We start from the raw sequence: 15,409 nt of genomic DNA, 5'->3' as shown, positions 1-15,409 counted from the left end.
TTGGTTTGAAAAATTGAATTGAGTACGCACCGTATTCGGAGCGCAAATCAGTCGAGTCGGGCTTGAATGCTCGATTGCATTTGCTAGCCCGGTGTTTGGAAAAGTGTTGGGTTTTGATTGAATCTGATTGAACATGGGATTTAGGTGTTGAACAAAGGAGTTTCGCCCCGTCCCTTCAACTGGGTGCGGGTAATCCGCCAGACAGCTTCGGGGAAAGGCTTATCGTCTGGTTGCAAGCACTTCAAAACATGGTCCGGCTTCACATGCATTGCTGGTCCGTGAGCAAGTTCCAGTTCGAGAGTGCCAGTTGAGGGATCAACCAGCTCGATGGAAAGGATTCCTGGGCGAATGTTTTTTCTTTTTGCAACGTTGGGCGCTGCATTTTCAGTTGATCCTTTCTGCGCGAGCTTTTGGGAGGATGAACCACCCGCTTGATCGGCATCAGGAGACTGTAAGAAGACTTCTTCTTTGGCGAGCAGACTCTGAATCAGTTCGTTCAAAGCGGCTCGATATGCCTCCAGCTCAGTTCGTTCTGCGTTGGCATCCGCAAATCGAACCAGGCGAACTCTGTATGTGGCAGAGCTGAGAATGGAAGCCAGGGCCATGTTCGAAACCGGAATTTCTCTGGCTTCGAGCATCTGTATTTCAGGAGGTAACTGCGCATTGAAGCGCTTGATGAAGTCGTCGGTTGAGACGACAACTGAGAGATCTACTTCGCCCACTTCACATTCTGATTCCTGGAACAGCGCCAGTGGTGCTGCAAGATTCAGTCGAGGAGCAGGATTGAATCCCTTTGTATAGGCAACATTCAAAACTGCCCGACGCGATGCGCGGGCGAGAAGATGCTGCAAATCGAGGTGAGAAATAAATCGCAAATCACCTTTCTTGGTGAATTTGAATCTAATTCTCTGTAGTGCTTCGTTGACCGGTGCCTCCGGTGGTTTTGTGAAGAACAGCGACGGATGACTGTCACCGTTTGATTCTTCGACTTTTACTGCCAGCTCTTTGACGAAAGGATTTTTCTTCATCACTTCCGGTTTAGGTGCAGAGAGCTGATGCGTGGTATCGAGTTCGGTGCAGACGCCGCAAGCATGGCAAAGGTTCTCGGTGCACGGAGCGGTTTCGACTGCCGCTACGGCTTTTTCCCATTCCTTTACGAGCCACCAGTTGTTCAGCCCGATGTGGATTGCTTCCCATGGCTGTTCGGAGCCAACCGGTCTGTCGGTACAGGCCATATCAATCAATGTAGTGTTCATGCGGGCGGCGACATTGTGCCAGATCTGCGGTTTGAAATGTTCGTCCCAGGCATCGAAAACGGCGCCGTCTTTCCATGCTTCGTAAATCATCTTGCTGACGTTTCGATCGCCGCGAGAGATTACGGACTCGAGCAAGCTTATTGTGGTGTCGGTTAAATTGAGCTGCACATTTCTCAGCCCTGATTCCCTGAGTTTCTGCCGCAACACTTTGTGCCGGCGCTCTGTCTCTTCCGGTGTCACTTGACCGAACCACTGAAACGGAGTAAACGGCTTGGGCACGAAGTTTGAAATCGTGCAGGTGAAGTCGATATCTTTTTTGTATTTTACGGGATCTGTCTTTTTGATGGCGCGACAGTGCATAGTTGCTTCTTTGAGAATATCTACGATGCCGGCCAGATCGGAGTCTTCTTCGAGAGGCAGTCCGCACATGAAGTACAGTTTCACAGAAGTCCAGCCCGACTGATAAGCGGCTTCTATTGCAGAGATGATTTGTTGATGCGACAGCCCTTTGTTTATGATCGCTCTGAGCCGCTCTGAACCTGCTTCAGGCGCAAGGGTGATACCACTTTTACGCACCGCTTTCAGCTCTTCGGCCAGTTCGAGATTCATGCGATCGGCTCGCTGACTTGGAAATGACAGCGAGGATCGTTTGGCTGCGTGCTCTTGATTGAGGGCCCGCACCGACTCGTGCAGACTGGTGTAGTCGCTCACGCAAAGCGACAACATTGAATATTCCTGGTGACCGCTGTTGGCCAGTGCCTGACTGGAGAGCTTCAGCAAGTCTTCAGTCGATCTCTCTCTGACTGGAAGAAAGGTGTAACCAGGCTGGCAGAAACGGCAGCCACGGTCGCAACCTCTGCGCACTTCCAGCACTTCTCGGTCGTGCACGAGTGACAGGTATGGGACGAGCGATGCTGTCGGCTGATTGTCGTTCGATAGTGGGATTGTCTGGCGCAGAATGCGCTCTGGCAGCGGCGTGGCAATATCTGCAGTGGAACAGTGTTCGTGATCGACGCTGCAGTTTTGACTCGGTTGTAATGTTTTCAGATCGACTGGCTTGGGTGCTTTGCCGTCGTTGTTGTATTGATAAAGAGACGGAACGTAGAGACCTTCCACACGGGTAGCCAGCTCGGACAGCAGCCTCTGGCGATAGCATGCACCTTGAGCATCGGGATAACGTTCTTTGAACTCTCGTACAATTTTCATCGTATTTGGTATCGCGGCTTCGCCGTCACCAATGATGAAGAAGTCCATGAATAGCGCCATTGGCTCCGGATTTACCGCTGAGGGTCCGCCGCCGAAGATAAGCGGGAAAATGTCGGTGCGATCTGCAGCCAGGACTGGCACCTGGGCGAGATCCAACATATTCAAGACGTTCGTGTAGCAAAGCTCGTACTGCAGCGAAAAGCCGACCAGCTCGAAATCTCTCAGCGGTCGTCGCGATTCCCAACCCCACAACGGTATTTTTCTGTCGCGTAAAATTTTCTCCAGGTCTGAGCCTGGCGCATAACTGCGATCAACCAGCAGACCTTCGGTGGCATTGACAATCTGGTAGAGAATTTTCAACCCGAAATTGGACATTCCCAGTTCGTAAAGGTCTGGAAAAGACAACGCCAGTCTGACCGTTGCCTGTTCGAAATCTTTGCGCGCCGCGCCCCACTCGTTTCCAAGATACTGACCGGGTCGGTTCACTTGTTCGAGCAACTCTTCAGTCAGAAGGCTGGAAAATTCCGAGTCGTTGACTTTCGCTGTTGATGTTGTCTTGACTTGTGGATCCTGTCGACCCACCATCGATTTAACTATTGTCCCGACTCCGAAAAGTACACAAGAGAAAATGCTTATAGGTTTCACCTACCGGCTTTCAGAACATATGACGACACGAAAGTGGTTGATGACTTACGTTCGCCAGCAAATCAGCGAGTCGGAAAGCCGCAGCCGATGAAAGTCTTTGAGTGTTCATCTCGGGTAGGACCCAATCGGCAGGTCTTCCGGAGATCAGCGAAACAAGATACGGTTTTGAAAAAGAATCTTGAGCTAGAACGCCCTCAAGTGTCTTTATTATAGCGCTAATGACCTATATGCATATTCACTTTCAAAACTTTAATTTGTATCGTAACAAGCTGCTGATAACAGCGGACCTTCGGGCTACACAACTGTCGGTCAAAATCGGCAGGAACTTGGCGCCTGTTGCAAATTAGTCGTTTGACCTCTTGTTTACCTGTGCTATAGTCGCAAGAGAAAGACCTGGTTTACATCGGCTCGGACAGCTCGCTTAAAACTGATCTGTTTGAAACAAAGAACTCTTGACTGGATGGTCCAACTTGATTCTCGAAGCATTCGCCGAATATCTCAAAGCCGCTGACCCCAGAACTCCGTCTACGGAAGTCCTGGCTCAATGGTTGATTGAGAAATTGAGTTCACCGCCGCGGAACAATGTCGATCGCGTCGTTCACTGCGAAATGGCAATGTTGAGAACTGGAAGAGATCAAGTGGAGCAAAAACTAAAAGACGTTGTAAGCGGACAGAAGGATTTTTCTGCTTACAAATTCACGGGGAAGTCTGCATCTGGAAAGAGATTGCTGCGCAGTCTTTACGAGTATTGTCTCAGTTATGATTCCCAGAAATGGTCTAGATTTGTCCATAACCTGAAAGCAAGCGATTTCAATCGTCGTTCGGTCGGCAATTAAGCTAGCATTTACTTTTGGGGAACATCTGAGTCTGGACATTGTCTCCTTGATCAGGCGAAAATGCCGGGGTCGGAGTCGCTGACTGGCGGCATTCATCTGGTGGAGACCTGAAGAGACCCTTTCGTCTTGTGGATAAGAGCACTATGAAATCAAGCAGCGGTAGTTATTCAAAAAGTTGTCTGGCAGTCAGTGCGGCAGTGGTAGCACTGGTGGTGAGTGGCAGCAAAATATTTGCCGCTGAGGATCTCAAGCTTCGTCCCGGAATTTCTTTCACCCAGGACATCGATGCCGGATTCCCTATCGTTGCAACGGATATAGATAACGCTTCTATCGATCCGAACCTGCCCACACTGATCTTCTTTGGTGCTGCCTGTGATTTGAATACTAATCGTCAGGCCAAAAGACTGGTGGACATCTATCATAAGATTCCCAAGGGGCAGGTGAAATTTATCGTTATTGATGTCGATCACCCCGCTAACGAAGATGCCAAAAAGCTGATCAGAACTTATTACAGCCCGCCTGGCAAAACCGGCTACATACCTTTCGAAGTGATTCTGGATAAGTCTGGAAAAGCTGTCTGGAGCCAGATTGGCGAAGTTGAAATCTCAGTCATCAAAGGGCAGCTGGACAAAGTCATCTAAGAGCCTGGTTGGCATGGCATTCTCTCAGCTTGCGTAGATTTTCTAGCGGCAGCGGTACTGACCCTACTGTTGGTGCATAGTCTTCGAACGGTCCGTGGCAATCTGATCCACCTGTGATGAGCATGTTATTTTTCTGCGCCAGTTCAATGAAGTGATTTGTCAGATCGTTTGAATGCACTCGATGATATGCTTCAATTGCAGCCAAACCTGCCTCTTCTCGCAACTGCAGGATGAGAGCGTCAATGTGCTTAGCGCCGCCCGGATGAGCAATCGATGCGATACCACCGGCGGCATTAATGGCGCGAACGGCATCTGCCGGTGAAACGCTGTTTCTCGGAACGTAATGTGGCGATTTGCGCGTCATGAATTTTTCCCAGGCTTCGTTGACATCGGCTGCGCCGCCCGCCTCGACTATGGCCATCGTGATATGAGCGCGCCCGATAGACCCGATGCCGGCGTGTTTCTGCACTGAGTCTGGGGTGATATCGATACCGAGCGCTGCAATCGCTTTGATCGAGTCGTACACGTGTTCTTTTCGGGCTTGTTGTTGTCGTGCCAGCACCTTTTGCAAGGTGGTATCAGTTGGATCGATAAAGTAGCCGAGTACGTGAATGTCTTCTCTTCTACCTGAAGCATGCGTGAAAATTGTATTGATCTCGATACCGGGAATTATTTCCAGTTGGCCACTCGCGGCATCCTGCGCCTCTTCTATTCCGAGAATAGAATCATGGTCGGTTATAGCAATGTGTTTGAGCTGTATCGAAATTGCGTGTTTAACTAGTTCGGCAGGCGACCAGGTGCCGTCTGAATGATGCGTATGTAGATGCAGATCTACGCTCATACCTTTTCAGAAACTTTAGAGGTTCTGGACTCTGGTTCAGTGGTGCTGCTGTCGCAAATTTCTTTGAATTGAACTCTCTGAACGCCGGTCGCCTTCCCAGAGGACCGGTCGATTTCGAATATCACACCATTGACCATGGCGGGACCTTCGGCTACTTCAAACCGGCTTGGTAGTTGTTTAACCATGCGTCGAAAAACTGCTGCCTGATCCATGCCGATGACACCGTTGGCGGGGCCACAGCAACCGGCATCAGTGAGAAAAGCAGTTCCTTTCGGAAGAATTCTCTCATCAGCTGTTTGCACATGAGTGTGTGTGCCTACGACTGCCGAGACTCTTCCGTCAAGATAGAGGGCCAGTGCGATTTTTTCCGCTGTTGCTTCAGCATGTATGTCGACGATGATGATGTTTGTCTCAGCTGACAATTTATCAACCAGCTTTTCAGCGACCAGAAATGGCGATTCGAGCGGTTCCATGAAGACGCGGCCCAGTACGTTTATAAGCCCGACCTTGACGCCGTTTGCTGTCTCGACCACGCAAGAACCAAGTCCGGGAGTTCCTTCTGGATAGTTAGCTGGTCGAATTACGTTTTGTTGCTGATCTATGAATTCAAATATTTCCTTGCGATCGAATGTATGATTCCCGCCCGTGAAAGCCTGCACGCCAGCATCCCGCAGCTCTTGCAGGTTGCTTTCGGTCGTGCCGAACCCATGGGCTGCGTTTTCCGCATTGGCCACGATCAAATCGGCTTGAGGCGCATGAGCGCTCAGAAATTGCTTGATCACCCGGCGACCTGGTTTGCCTATGACGTCGCCCAGGAATAAGACTCTGATGTTATTTTGAAGATCCATCGCTAGAGAATACCTTACAATGCAATTCAGAACTACTTTGCGCGTGCCATGTTAAGACTCATCCGCAACTTTCTATTTCTGGCGACCGCTCTGCAAGTTGGAACGGCAGTGCAGGCTCAGCCACAACCGGCTAAAGTAGGGGCTTCAAGTGCCCCCAAATCGCTCGCTGTCGGGCTGTCTTCGAAAGCCGCAACTAAGGATGCTGCCCCATCAAAGTCGGAGCCGGCGAAAGTGAAGACAGACACTGCGGCCACGGCTAAAGCTCAGAAGACGGTTAAACATAGTGCACACCCAGGTCCTGGGCTTGTGCCGCCCCCGCCGCCAGACACTCCGACCGTCTTTGCTGATGGGATTTTTCCGGGCTTCGGAGTACCTGATTACGCAAATCCGGCGATTTTAGCCGGGCGTCGCAAAGATATTGCCTCACAACTTGCCAGTGCGAAGAAGTTGCTCGCAGACAAAGAGCAGCGCAGCAAGGAATTGAAGGAAAAGGCCACTCAATTCGAGCAGTTATTTTCAGAGGGCGTGATCAGTAGACGTGAGTTGGAGAGCGCACAGAAGGATGCCGTCTCGGCAGCAACGGAACTCAACGATGCGCGCACTCAAATCGTTGCTTATCAAAACGCTATGACACGTTTGGACGAGCGCATCAAGCCAAAGTCTTCAGTCGTCAAGAAAAACCTGAAGACAAAAGCTGTTAAAACACAGGCAGCTAAGGTGCCTTCAGTCCAAACGCAATCAGACAAAACGAAAGCAGCGAAAATGCCTGCAGAAAGAATGCAAGCAGAAAAAACACAAGCAGACAAAGCGCAGTCAGACAAAGCGCAAGCGGACAAAGTGCAAGCGGACAAAGCGCAAGCGGACAAACCGCAAGCGGACAAAGCGCAAGCAGGCAGAGCGCAAGCAGACAAAGCGCAAGTCGACAAAATGCCAGCGGACAAAACGCCGACAGATATAAAACCTACTAATAAATCGTAGCCGCGACATTCGCAGATCTTTTATACTGAAGCTTTTAGCGGTAGCGAGTTGTTGCTTAATTTAGACTCTATTCCCGAAGATTGTGTAGACGCGTCGCCTTTACTGACAACCCTGTTGGTTGGTCGGGCTGGCGGTTCAGAGCGCTTGTATGTGAATATCGATCGGTTGCAGCCCGGTGCAAAGTCTTGCAAATTTCATAAGCACTCGCTGCAGGAAGAATTTTTTCTTGTCCTGAGAGGTCATGGCACTTTACGACTTGAGGACATGACCTATCAAGTTCGACCTGGCTCTTGTTTTTCCAAACCAGCCGGCAGAGGAATCGCTCATCAGTTCATTAATACGTCTGACGACGTGCTCGAGATCTTGGATGTCGGTATTCCACATCCCGAAGACGTGATTGAATATCCTGATGAAAAGGTCACTTACCGAAGGGCGGAGAAACTTGTCCATCGAGACGGAGAGCCTTTGTCAGATTGGACGAGTGACCCCAATCCATGACCCGTGCGACCGGTCGGAACTGTGCAGAATAGGCTAGGTAGCGGGGAAAAGTGGACGAATTTGAGGCCAGGCAAATATTTGCAAAAACAGGCATCACTATCGGTGAGGTCCTGGACAACCGTTATCAAATTGTCGAAGTCCTTGGGCAGGGTGGTATGGGTACCGTTTTCAAAGCGACCAATCTGTCGCTGAACAAGCCCGTGGCCGTGAAGGCGCTGCACATGTTTCTGGATAACTTTGCTGCAGCTCGCTTTCAGCAAGAAATCAAAGCTATGAGTATGTTGTCGCATCCGCATCTTATCAGTGTGCTTGATGCTGGCACTACGCATAGTGGCACACCTTATTTTGTCATGGAATTTCTGGACGGACCCGCTCTGGGTGACATTTTGAAGCAGCAGCATGTGCTGCCCGATTGGCGCGCAGTGCGCATGTTCATTCAAATGGCTGACGCCCTGGCCTATGCTCACGAGCAGGGAATCATTCATCGCGACTTGAAGCCCAATAACGTTGTCGTTCTTTCCCATCGCGGTAAAGATTTTGTCAAGCTAGTCGATCTTGGAATCGCTAAGTTAGTAAGTCCAGGCGCCGGCGGGCAGGGTCTGACGATGACGGGAGAAATATTTGGCAGTCCTATTTATATGAGTCCTGAGCAGTGCAGCGGTAGAGCTGTTGATGCTCGTTCCGACATCTATTCGCTCGGATGCTTGATGTTCGAAACAGTTTGTGGTGAGCCTCCATTCATGGGTGGAAGCGCACTGGAAACATTCAATCTGCATCTCACTGAAGATGTGCCCTTAATCAGCTCTGTCACGGGAGTGCAGATGACTGCTTTGCTGAAGAACCTGGAAGCAGTGATTGCACGATGCATGCAAAAACAGCCTCAGGCACGTTTTCAGTCTATGGAGGAGTTATCTCAAGCACTCGAAGTTATCGATAGAGGTGGCGGATATAACGCTTCCAACAACATTGCCGTAACAACATTGAATCCTCGCCACGAAGATGCCAGGTCGTCCAGCGCCGGCGTGCGTGACTGGGAAAAGCCCGAGCGCCCAGGCGAATCCGAGGTACCTATAAATCCCAACCGCCCAGTCGAATCCGAGGGACCTATAAATCCCAACCGCCCCACCAATCGCGAGCGCCCGGGCATAAACAAGAATTTCCTGGTAGGTGCCGGTGTGTTTGCCGTGGTCTTTTGTGTTCTTTTGGGTGCCTCTCAAATGCTGTTGCATCGTGCCCAACCTGCACCGGTGCCGGTGCCTACATTCATTCAGAATTCGCAGCCTTACGTTGACACTGCCTCCATTCAAAAGTCTATTGAAGCTGCCACCGACAAGCAACTTTCCCAGCACTGTACAGTCAGCTACCCTGAGAATTCTGGAAAGACGAATGTCCAGGTAGTCGCGGTCTACGCTGGTAAAGGTCAGGAAGCGGATAACTTCAATCTTCCTGGAAACGTAGAAGTCGAGGTTGGACCGTCAGATAAGCCGATCACTCTCGTTTTTAGCTCCTATATGCCTACAAACTGGAAAATCATGCGGCTGAACCCCGCCGTCAAAATTGACCGAGTTCTTGTGAGCAGCTATAAGTCACCAATTACGGTGACAGGCGTGCCTGCCGGCGTCTCTGTTGAAAAATCCTGGTATCAATTTTTGGGAGAGAACGGCCAGGAACTTGATTCGCCAAGAAAGAACAACCCATTTGAATTCTTCACGATGGGAGCTGCTCTGGTGCCTGGTTCCACAAACATAGAATCGCAAAGCAACTACAAGAGCATGAAGAAAATTGTAGAAGAGCACCTTCACGAACCGCTAAAGTCTTTCCAGGGCGCGTATCGCGAAGGTCATTTCAGCGTCCCTTGAGATGCTGTTGCCGATAGCGGAAATTTTTCAAGGTGGCTCTAACGAAGATGAAATCGGCTCACCCAACAATTAAATTGGAACTGATTGGTATACTGCTGTCTGCTCCTGAGGCGGTCAGTTAATGAATCAGCCCGTCAAATTCGATTTCGAGGGTGTTGTCTTCTTCGGAAGATGCATCAACGAGTATGTCGCGATGTTCAACTTGAATCTCGACGAAATGCGCGGAAAGCAAATTTTAGACTGCAGTTCCGGTCCGGCTGCGTTTGCAGTGGATGCGGCGGCGAAAGGTATTCAGGTCACGGCTTGCGACCCTTTGTACGTCAATGACGTAGCGACTTTGCGCAATATCATCGATGACCATTCAGCCATCGTGTACGAGAAGCAAAAATCAGCGATGTCGCTGTTCTATCCGGAAGTAGTCTCAGTGCCTCAAAGACGCAAGGCTATGGATCGGTTTTTGAAAGATTTTGTACATGGAAAGTTGATTGGCCGGTATGTTCCGGGTGTGCTGCCCAATTTACCGTTTGCTGGTAATCATTTTGATACCACCCTGTGCGCCAATCTGCTCTTTATTTACAGTGATATTGAATCTGGTGGCATGTTGCAGAATTCCACGCTGGATTATGATTTTCATGCTCGCGCGGTCAAAGAACTGCTGCGAGTGACGAAGAATGATGTGCGCATTTATCCCCTGCAAGGGCCCCAGGTCGCTGAGCACAAATACTTACCACGCCTTATCGATGAATTACGCGCTCTAGGTTTAGCCTGTGAAATCGTTCCTGTCAAACAACGCGACATAATCGGTGCTGAACAGATGTTGCAAATCAGTAAGCCCATCAAGTAGCGCTCAGGCGCAGGTTGATGATCCAGGTTGCCAAATCGATTTGCTCAAGTGCAGATTCATGCCCTAAGGCGCGAAATTAGTTGGAGCCTTTTCGCGACGTGCTCTAACTGAGGCTGCCAGATCTTCAAGAATCTGAACGCTTTCGTTCCAGCCGATGCAACCGTCTGTAATGCTCATGCCATATGTAATCGGCTGACCAGCAGCCCGCAAGCCGCAGTAGTTTTGAGCACCAGCAACGAGGAAACTCTCAATCATGACTCCCATGATTCGGGAGTCGCCGCCGGCAATTTGTTTGGCGATGTCGGCGCAAACTGGAATTTGATTTTCATGTTTTTTGCTGCTGTTGGCGTGGCTTGCGTCGATCATGAGGCGTTGCTTGAGACCAGCTTTGCTGATTTGCTGCGCTGCTGCTTCAACGCTTTCTGCGTCGTAGTTAGGCGTTTTGCCGCCGCGAAGGATAATGTGGCAGTCTTCATTGCCATTGGTCGAGAATATGGCAGAGTGACCACCCTTGGTCACCGACAAGAAATGATGCGGTTGTGAGGCAGCTTTCATAGCGTCGATGGCAATCTTGATGTTTCCGTCTGTACCGTTTTTGAAACCGACAGGGCATGACAGACCCGATGCCAACTCACGGTGTGTTTGCGACTCGGTGGTGCGAGCGCCGATCGCACCCCAGCTGACCAGGTCAGCAATGTATTGTGGCGTGATCATGTCAAGGTATTCGCAGGCAGCGGGAACACCAAATTCATTGATGTCTAGAAGCAACTGGCGGGCAACGCGCAATCCTTTGTTAATCTGAAAGCTGCCGTCTACATCCGGGTCGTTTATGAGTCCCTTCCAGCCTACTGTGGTGCGAGGCTTCTCGAAATAAACCCGCATTACCACTTCCAAATCTTTGCTGTGCTTTTCGCGTTGAGCGGCAAGAAGAGATGCGTACTCGATTGCTGCGATAGGGTCATGGATGGAACAGGGACCGATGACAACAAGCAATCTGTCGTCTTCGCCGTGCAGAATGTTGTGGATCGCCTGGCGTGCTCCGTAGGCGGTGGCAGCAGCTTGTTCTGTGCAAGGAAATTCTCGAGTCAGATGCGACGGGGGAGCGAGCTCTTTGATCTCCTGAATCCTGAGGTCGTCAGTAATGTGAGCCATCGGAGTCTCCGCTTTTGGAACTAAGTAAGATGAATAGGTATCTGGGGTGTGTTTCAACAAGATTTGAACCTCTATGTCTGCTGCTTTGCACCTTTCGGCGCTGTCGGCGTCGCCACTGCATCCGGTATCAGAGAATTGTGCTGTTCAACTAATCATTTATAGCACCATTGTCAATGTATTACCGAACCGGCTAGGCCAGGTAACTTTTCAGTTGTTCTTTCAGGGCTTCTGCTTCCTCGTTTCGACCTGATTCGGTCAGTAGTTTCTGGTAATTCTCAGCGCATATGCTGAGGATATTCATGGTGGTCGCGTAGTGAGCTTCCACCAACATATCTTCCATTCCGGGCATCATCTGCTCCATAAAACTGTCTACCTGGCTGCTTCCGAACTTTGCCTCGGCCGATTTTTCCAGAGGCTGGGTGCACAGGCTGATGATTTGCTTGTACAGCTTTTCGCACTCACTGGTATCGCCCACAGTTCTGAAAACGGTAGATAAAGGCAGCAAAATACTGGCTAATTCAATGCGCGCTGCCGTACCGGGCTGAGATTCAACTATGCCCGCTGCTTCTTTGAGTTTGTCGACTGAAATCTGGTAATCGTGGTCGTTGAACGCTTTTTCAGCATCGCGCTTCAATTTCTCCACGGTAACCATTGTGGTTAACATTTTTGTCGCCATTTCTTCGAATATCGCGTCAGATTCCATTTAGAAAATATTTCTCGAGCGCCAAGCTTTATTTCATGTCATCAACCGTGAATCTCATTCGAATGCTGTTGCTTTCAGTGATTCGCGATCTTTGCAGGTAGCTCAGTGCATGACACAAAAGTCCACAATCGCATAAACATGAACTATAGCTCCGTTTATTTACCTGCCAAGATGCCCAAATTAGCACAGATCAAGCGCTGATAAATTAGGTTTGATTAGTTTGCAACAAAACGAAATTGTTTTGAGTTCAAGATATCGATTCAACATCCTTGCGGCTTTAGCGCCCTGCTTGTCTTCTTTACATCCGCTCTGTCGCTGAGATTACCGACGTGAATGTGGTGGCGCCTGTGATGTGTCGAGTGCCCGTAATGCGCGTCATGATCCGGGCGCGCTTAAGGCATGGGAATGTTTGTCTCGTCGTCTGGAGGAATTTCTTTTGGAACATACGGGATTTCTTCATGACCGTGTTTGTAGCCGTAGCAAAAGTAGATCGCTACGCCCACACCCATCCAGACGAAAAATCGCAGCCATGTAATCAGCGGCAGACTGAGCATGAGGATGAAGCAGGAAATGATGCCCAGAATAGGAATTAGTGGAACCATGGGGCATCGAAAGGGTCTTACTCGGTCCGGTTCAGATTTTCGCAACTTTGTAACGCCTGCGCAGACTATTATGAATGCGGCAAGAGTGCCAATATTCGTCAACTCGGCAGCTTGGCCGATATCAATGCACAGGCAGGACACGCCCACGATTACGCCCGTCAGAATTGTCGGAATATATGGAGTTCTGAATTTAGGATGCAGTTTTGAAAAAAATGGCGGCAACAGCCCATCGCGAGCCATAGCCATGAATATACGCGGTTGCCCCAGTTGAAAAACCAGGAGTACGGAGGTCATGCCCGCCAGCGCGCCGACGCTGACGATCAGATGCGCCCAGGGATTGCCCGCCACTTGCAGCGCCGTGGCCACCGGTGCCGCATCGTCTGCGTATTTTTGGTATGGCAAGATGCCTGTAAGCACAAGTGATACCGCCGCATACAGCAGTGTGCAAATCAACAGGCTGCCGATCATGCCAATGGGCATGTCTCGCTGCGGATTTTTTGTTTCCTCTGCAGTGCTGCTGATGGCGTCGAAACCAATGAAGCTGAAGAAAACAATCGCCGCACCGCCCATGATACCGGAGAGACCGTGTGGAGCAAACGGGACCCAGTTTTCCGGGTGCACGAAGAAAGCACCGTATATGATGAAAAACAATACGATGATCACTTTAATGGCCACTGCTGCCGTGTTGACCCAGGCGCTTTCCTTGATGCCGACAACGAGGACCCAGGTAACTACTGCGACAATGAAGAACGCTGGTGCATTTATGGCCAGCGGATGACCAAAAACATCAGGCAGCGTGAGAGATGAATAGAATTGGCGCTGTGGACTGTCTAACGCAAGGTCCTTTATTCTGGTTAAAGCCGTGCCAGTATCAGTTGTAAGCCAAAGCGGTAGCTGCATCCCTGTCACACCATGGAACAGGTGCAAGAAATAGTCGGACCAACTGACGGCAATAGCGACGTTACCGACTGCGTATTCCAGAATGAGATCCCAGCCGATAATCCACGCAATCAGTTCTCCCAGCGCGGCCTGTGCAAATGTGTAGGCGGATCCCGAGACGGGAATCATCGCTGCCAGTTCGGCATAACATAGTGCGGCAAATCCACATGCCACCGCAGCAATTAAAAAGGAGATGACGATTGCTGGTCCAGCGCCATCGCGCCCCATCGGTGAGCCGAGTAAAAAGTTGATCAGGGGAGTCGAAATGAAATCTTTTGATGCAGAAACTTGCCCGGCAGCAGCAGTGCCGGTGAGGGCAAAAATGCCCGAACCTATCGTCGCACCAACACCGAATGCAAGAAGATCGAAGGCCGAAAGGCTTTTCTTCATCAGCCGACTTTCGCCGTACGCCTCATCGATTAATTGATCGGTCGGCTTGCGCCGTAGTAAGCGTTGCGCTTGCAAAGATGCACCTTTAGCCTGTTGCAGCCATGAATTGTTGCATACCAGGCAGGCAAAAGATAAGTTCTTGACGCTCACGAGATTGTCACGCAGTACTGTGCACTATGTCATCAGCGTACGAAAAATCTATGGACCAACTTGAAACTGCACAGCGGGGGCTTTGCATGGAGTATATAAACACGGATACCAGTACATTAGTGACGGCGGCAATTCTAGGTTGTTCGGTGGAACGCCTGAGAGAGGCGTACGCTGGATTAGAGAAGCGCGAACGTACGATAGTTCAGATCAGATCGCTGATTCGCACCTATCAGCAATATGCATCAGTCGCTGTCGACCGTAAATGCCGTTTGTAATTCGCTGCGATTACTACCTGTTTTCAGTAAGTTAGTGCGTCAAAAACCAAATTATTTCGACCAGCTGCGTAATTACCGCGGCTGGTTTTACATTTGTTTGATTCGAAACCGACTAAGTTGTGTGGCACGAGTCTAATTCGTCGTTTCTAGCTAGGAGCAATAACAAATGTTTGAATTTGATGCTAAACGCCAAGCTGCTGAGGCTTCTCCGTCGCAATTAAGTGAAGGTCTGTGGAGTAAAGGTAAACAAACTGCAATTGATGTAGCCATTGCAGGAGTTGGTACAGCAATTTTGACACGTTCACGTGGCGAAACACTGGCAACTATGGCGATAGCAGGTCTTGCTCCCCTTGCACTTGGTGAGCTTGGACTGCGTGTTCATTCCCCTCTCACAGAGGATATTTCAATAGGTGCAACTACCGGTTATGCTTACGGCAAATCACCGTGGGCAGTTCTAGGAGGAGCAGCGCTTGGTGCTGCCGTTGGTGTAGCAGATCAGATGATAATAACGCCTCTGTTTAAAAAGGCTGGTTGATTGCTCCGAAGTTGGCTACGAAAGCCAGTCGTAACCAGATCAGCTATTCGGTAAGAGTGTAGAAGCCCAAAAGCCCCACGAATGGGGCTTTTGGGCTTCTGTAGACTGGCGATTTGTGTTTCCGTTTTCTGGCGAATTCCTTTTCGACCTCTTGCGGATTTCCTGGTGTCTGACCACTGGGGGGTAATGGATGGTTCGCGTGACTAAATGG

At 50.0% G+C, this 15,409-nt stretch carries 13 protein-coding genes; 6 read left to right on the top strand and 7 right to left on the bottom strand.

Annotated features, from left to right (window positions below; translation table 11 throughout):
• Window positions 1-140 precede the first annotated feature (140 nt).
• Window positions 141-3,047, bottom strand: coding sequence for a TIGR03960 family B12-binding radical SAM protein (locus tag EKK48_05755; protein RTL44752.1), 2,907 nt, complete (start codon window positions 3,045-3,047; stop codon window positions 141-143).
• Between the two features lie 512 nt (window positions 3,048-3,559).
• Here EKK48_05755 and EKK48_05750 point away from each other — a divergent pair.
• Both EKK48_05750 and EKK48_05745 read left to right on the top strand, forming a co-directional pair.
• A complete protein-coding gene (locus EKK48_05750; protein ID RTL44751.1) occupies window positions 3,560-3,943 on the top strand; it encodes a hypothetical protein in 384 nt (127 codons plus the stop codon).
• Window positions 3,944-4,086: 143 nt separating this feature from the next.
• Window positions 4,087-4,584, top strand: coding sequence for a hypothetical protein (locus tag EKK48_05745; protein ID RTL44750.1), 498 nt, complete (start codon window positions 4,087-4,089; stop codon window positions 4,582-4,584).
• Here EKK48_05745 and EKK48_05740 read toward each other — a convergent pair.
• The 3 genes from EKK48_05740 to EKK48_05730 form a co-directional block, all read right to left on the bottom strand.
• Window positions 4,577-5,425 carry a PHP domain-containing protein gene (locus EKK48_05740; protein ID RTL44749.1) on the bottom strand — a complete coding sequence of 283 codons (849 nt, stop codon included), beginning with the start codon at window positions 5,423-5,425 and terminating at the stop codon, window positions 4,577-4,579. The two genes, EKK48_05745 and EKK48_05740, sit on opposite strands and share 8 nt — an antisense overlap.
• Window positions 5,422-6,255, bottom strand: coding sequence for a TIGR00282 family metallophosphoesterase (locus tag EKK48_05735; protein ID RTL45002.1), 834 nt, complete (start codon window positions 6,253-6,255; stop codon window positions 5,422-5,424). Before EKK48_05735 ends, EKK48_05740 begins: the two co-directional genes overlap by 4 nt.
• Before the next feature lie 635 nt (window positions 6,256-6,890).
• The gene (locus EKK48_05730; GenBank protein RTL45001.1) at window positions 6,891-7,268 is read right to left on the bottom strand and encodes a hypothetical protein; all 378 of its coding nucleotides are present in this window, start codon (window positions 7,266-7,268) and stop codon (window positions 6,891-6,893) included.
• Between EKK48_05730 and EKK48_05725 the strand changes: the two genes are divergently transcribed.
• From EKK48_05725 to EKK48_05715, 3 genes are all read left to right on the top strand, one after another.
• Window positions 7,267-7,749, top strand: coding sequence for a cupin domain-containing protein (locus tag EKK48_05725; protein ID RTL44748.1), 483 nt, complete (start codon window positions 7,267-7,269; stop codon window positions 7,747-7,749). The genes EKK48_05730 and EKK48_05725 overlap by 2 nt on opposite strands.
• Window positions 7,750-7,799: 50 nt before the next feature.
• Entirely contained in the window at window positions 7,800-9,608 is a 1,809-nt protein-coding gene (locus EKK48_05720; GenBank protein RTL44747.1) for a serine/threonine protein kinase, read from the top strand.
• 121 nt (window positions 9,609-9,729) lie between these two features.
• Entirely contained in the window at window positions 9,730-10,452 is a 723-nt protein-coding gene (locus tag EKK48_05715; GenBank protein ID RTL44746.1) for a hypothetical protein, read from the top strand.
• Between the two features lie 63 nt (window positions 10,453-10,515).
• Here EKK48_05715 and EKK48_05710 read toward each other — a convergent pair whose 3' ends face one another.
• The 3 genes from EKK48_05710 to EKK48_05700 form a co-directional block, all read right to left on the bottom strand.
• Window positions 10,516-11,604: a 3-deoxy-7-phosphoheptulonate synthase gene (locus EKK48_05710; GenBank protein RTL44745.1), complete on the bottom strand. Its 1,089-nt coding sequence runs from the start codon at window positions 11,602-11,604 to the stop codon at window positions 10,516-10,518.
• A gap of 190 nt (window positions 11,605-11,794) precedes the next feature.
• Window positions 11,795-12,307, bottom strand: a complete 513-nt coding sequence (locus EKK48_05705) for a hypothetical protein (protein ID RTL44744.1) — start codon at window positions 12,305-12,307, stop codon at window positions 11,795-11,797.
• Between the two features lie 392 nt (window positions 12,308-12,699).
• Complete coding sequence (locus EKK48_05700; GenBank protein ID RTL45000.1) at window positions 12,700-14,238, bottom strand: amino acid permease; 1,539 nt, start codon at window positions 14,236-14,238, stop codon at window positions 12,700-12,702.
• Between the two features lie 591 nt (window positions 14,239-14,829).
• On the opposite strand from EKK48_05700, the gene EKK48_05695 reads away from it, so the two are divergent.
• The gene (locus tag EKK48_05695; protein RTL44743.1) at window positions 14,830-15,198 is read left to right on the top strand and encodes a hypothetical protein; all 369 of its coding nucleotides are present in this window, start codon (window positions 14,830-14,832) and stop codon (window positions 15,196-15,198) included.
• The last annotated feature ends 211 nt before the right edge of the window (window positions 15,199-15,409 follow it).

It is taken from the genome of Candidatus Melainabacteria bacterium (assembly GCA_003963305.1).
Classification (GTDB): Bacteria; Cyanobacteriota; Vampirovibrionia; order Obscuribacterales; family Obscuribacteraceae; genus PALSA-1081.
Note: the sequence above shows the minus strand (reverse complement) of the source record. Positions and strands in the feature narration are given on the sequence as shown.

What these genes read in the sequence shown, in the direction of transcription:
- EKK48_05755 (RTL44752.1), bottom strand. Translation starts at nt 3,047, where the DNA reads ATGGTGGGTCGACAGGATCCACAAGTCAAGACAACATCAACAGCGAAA.
- EKK48_05745 (RTL44750.1), top strand. Translation starts at nt 4,087, where the DNA reads ATGAAATCAAGCAGCGGTAGTTATTCAAAAAGTTGTCTGGCAGTCAGT.
- EKK48_05740 (RTL44749.1), bottom strand. Translation starts at nt 5,425, where the DNA reads ATGAGCGTAGATCTGCATCTACATACGCATCATTCAGACGGCACCTGG.
- EKK48_05715 (RTL44746.1), top strand. Translation starts at nt 9,730, where the DNA reads ATGAATCAGCCCGTCAAATTCGATTTCGAGGGTGTTGTCTTCTTCGGA.
- EKK48_05710 (RTL44745.1), bottom strand. Translation starts at nt 11,604, where the DNA reads ATGGCTCACATTACTGACGACCTCAGGATTCAGGAGATCAAAGAGCTC.
- EKK48_05705 (RTL44744.1), bottom strand. Translation starts at nt 12,307, where the DNA reads ATGGAATCTGACGCGATATTCGAAGAAATGGCGACAAAAATGTTAACC.
- EKK48_05700 (RTL45000.1), bottom strand. Translation starts at nt 14,238, where the DNA reads ATGAAGAAAAGCCTTTCGGCCTTCGATCTTCTTGCATTCGGTGTTGGT.
- EKK48_05695 (RTL44743.1), top strand. Translation starts at nt 14,830, where the DNA reads ATGTTTGAATTTGATGCTAAACGCCAAGCTGCTGAGGCTTCTCCGTCG.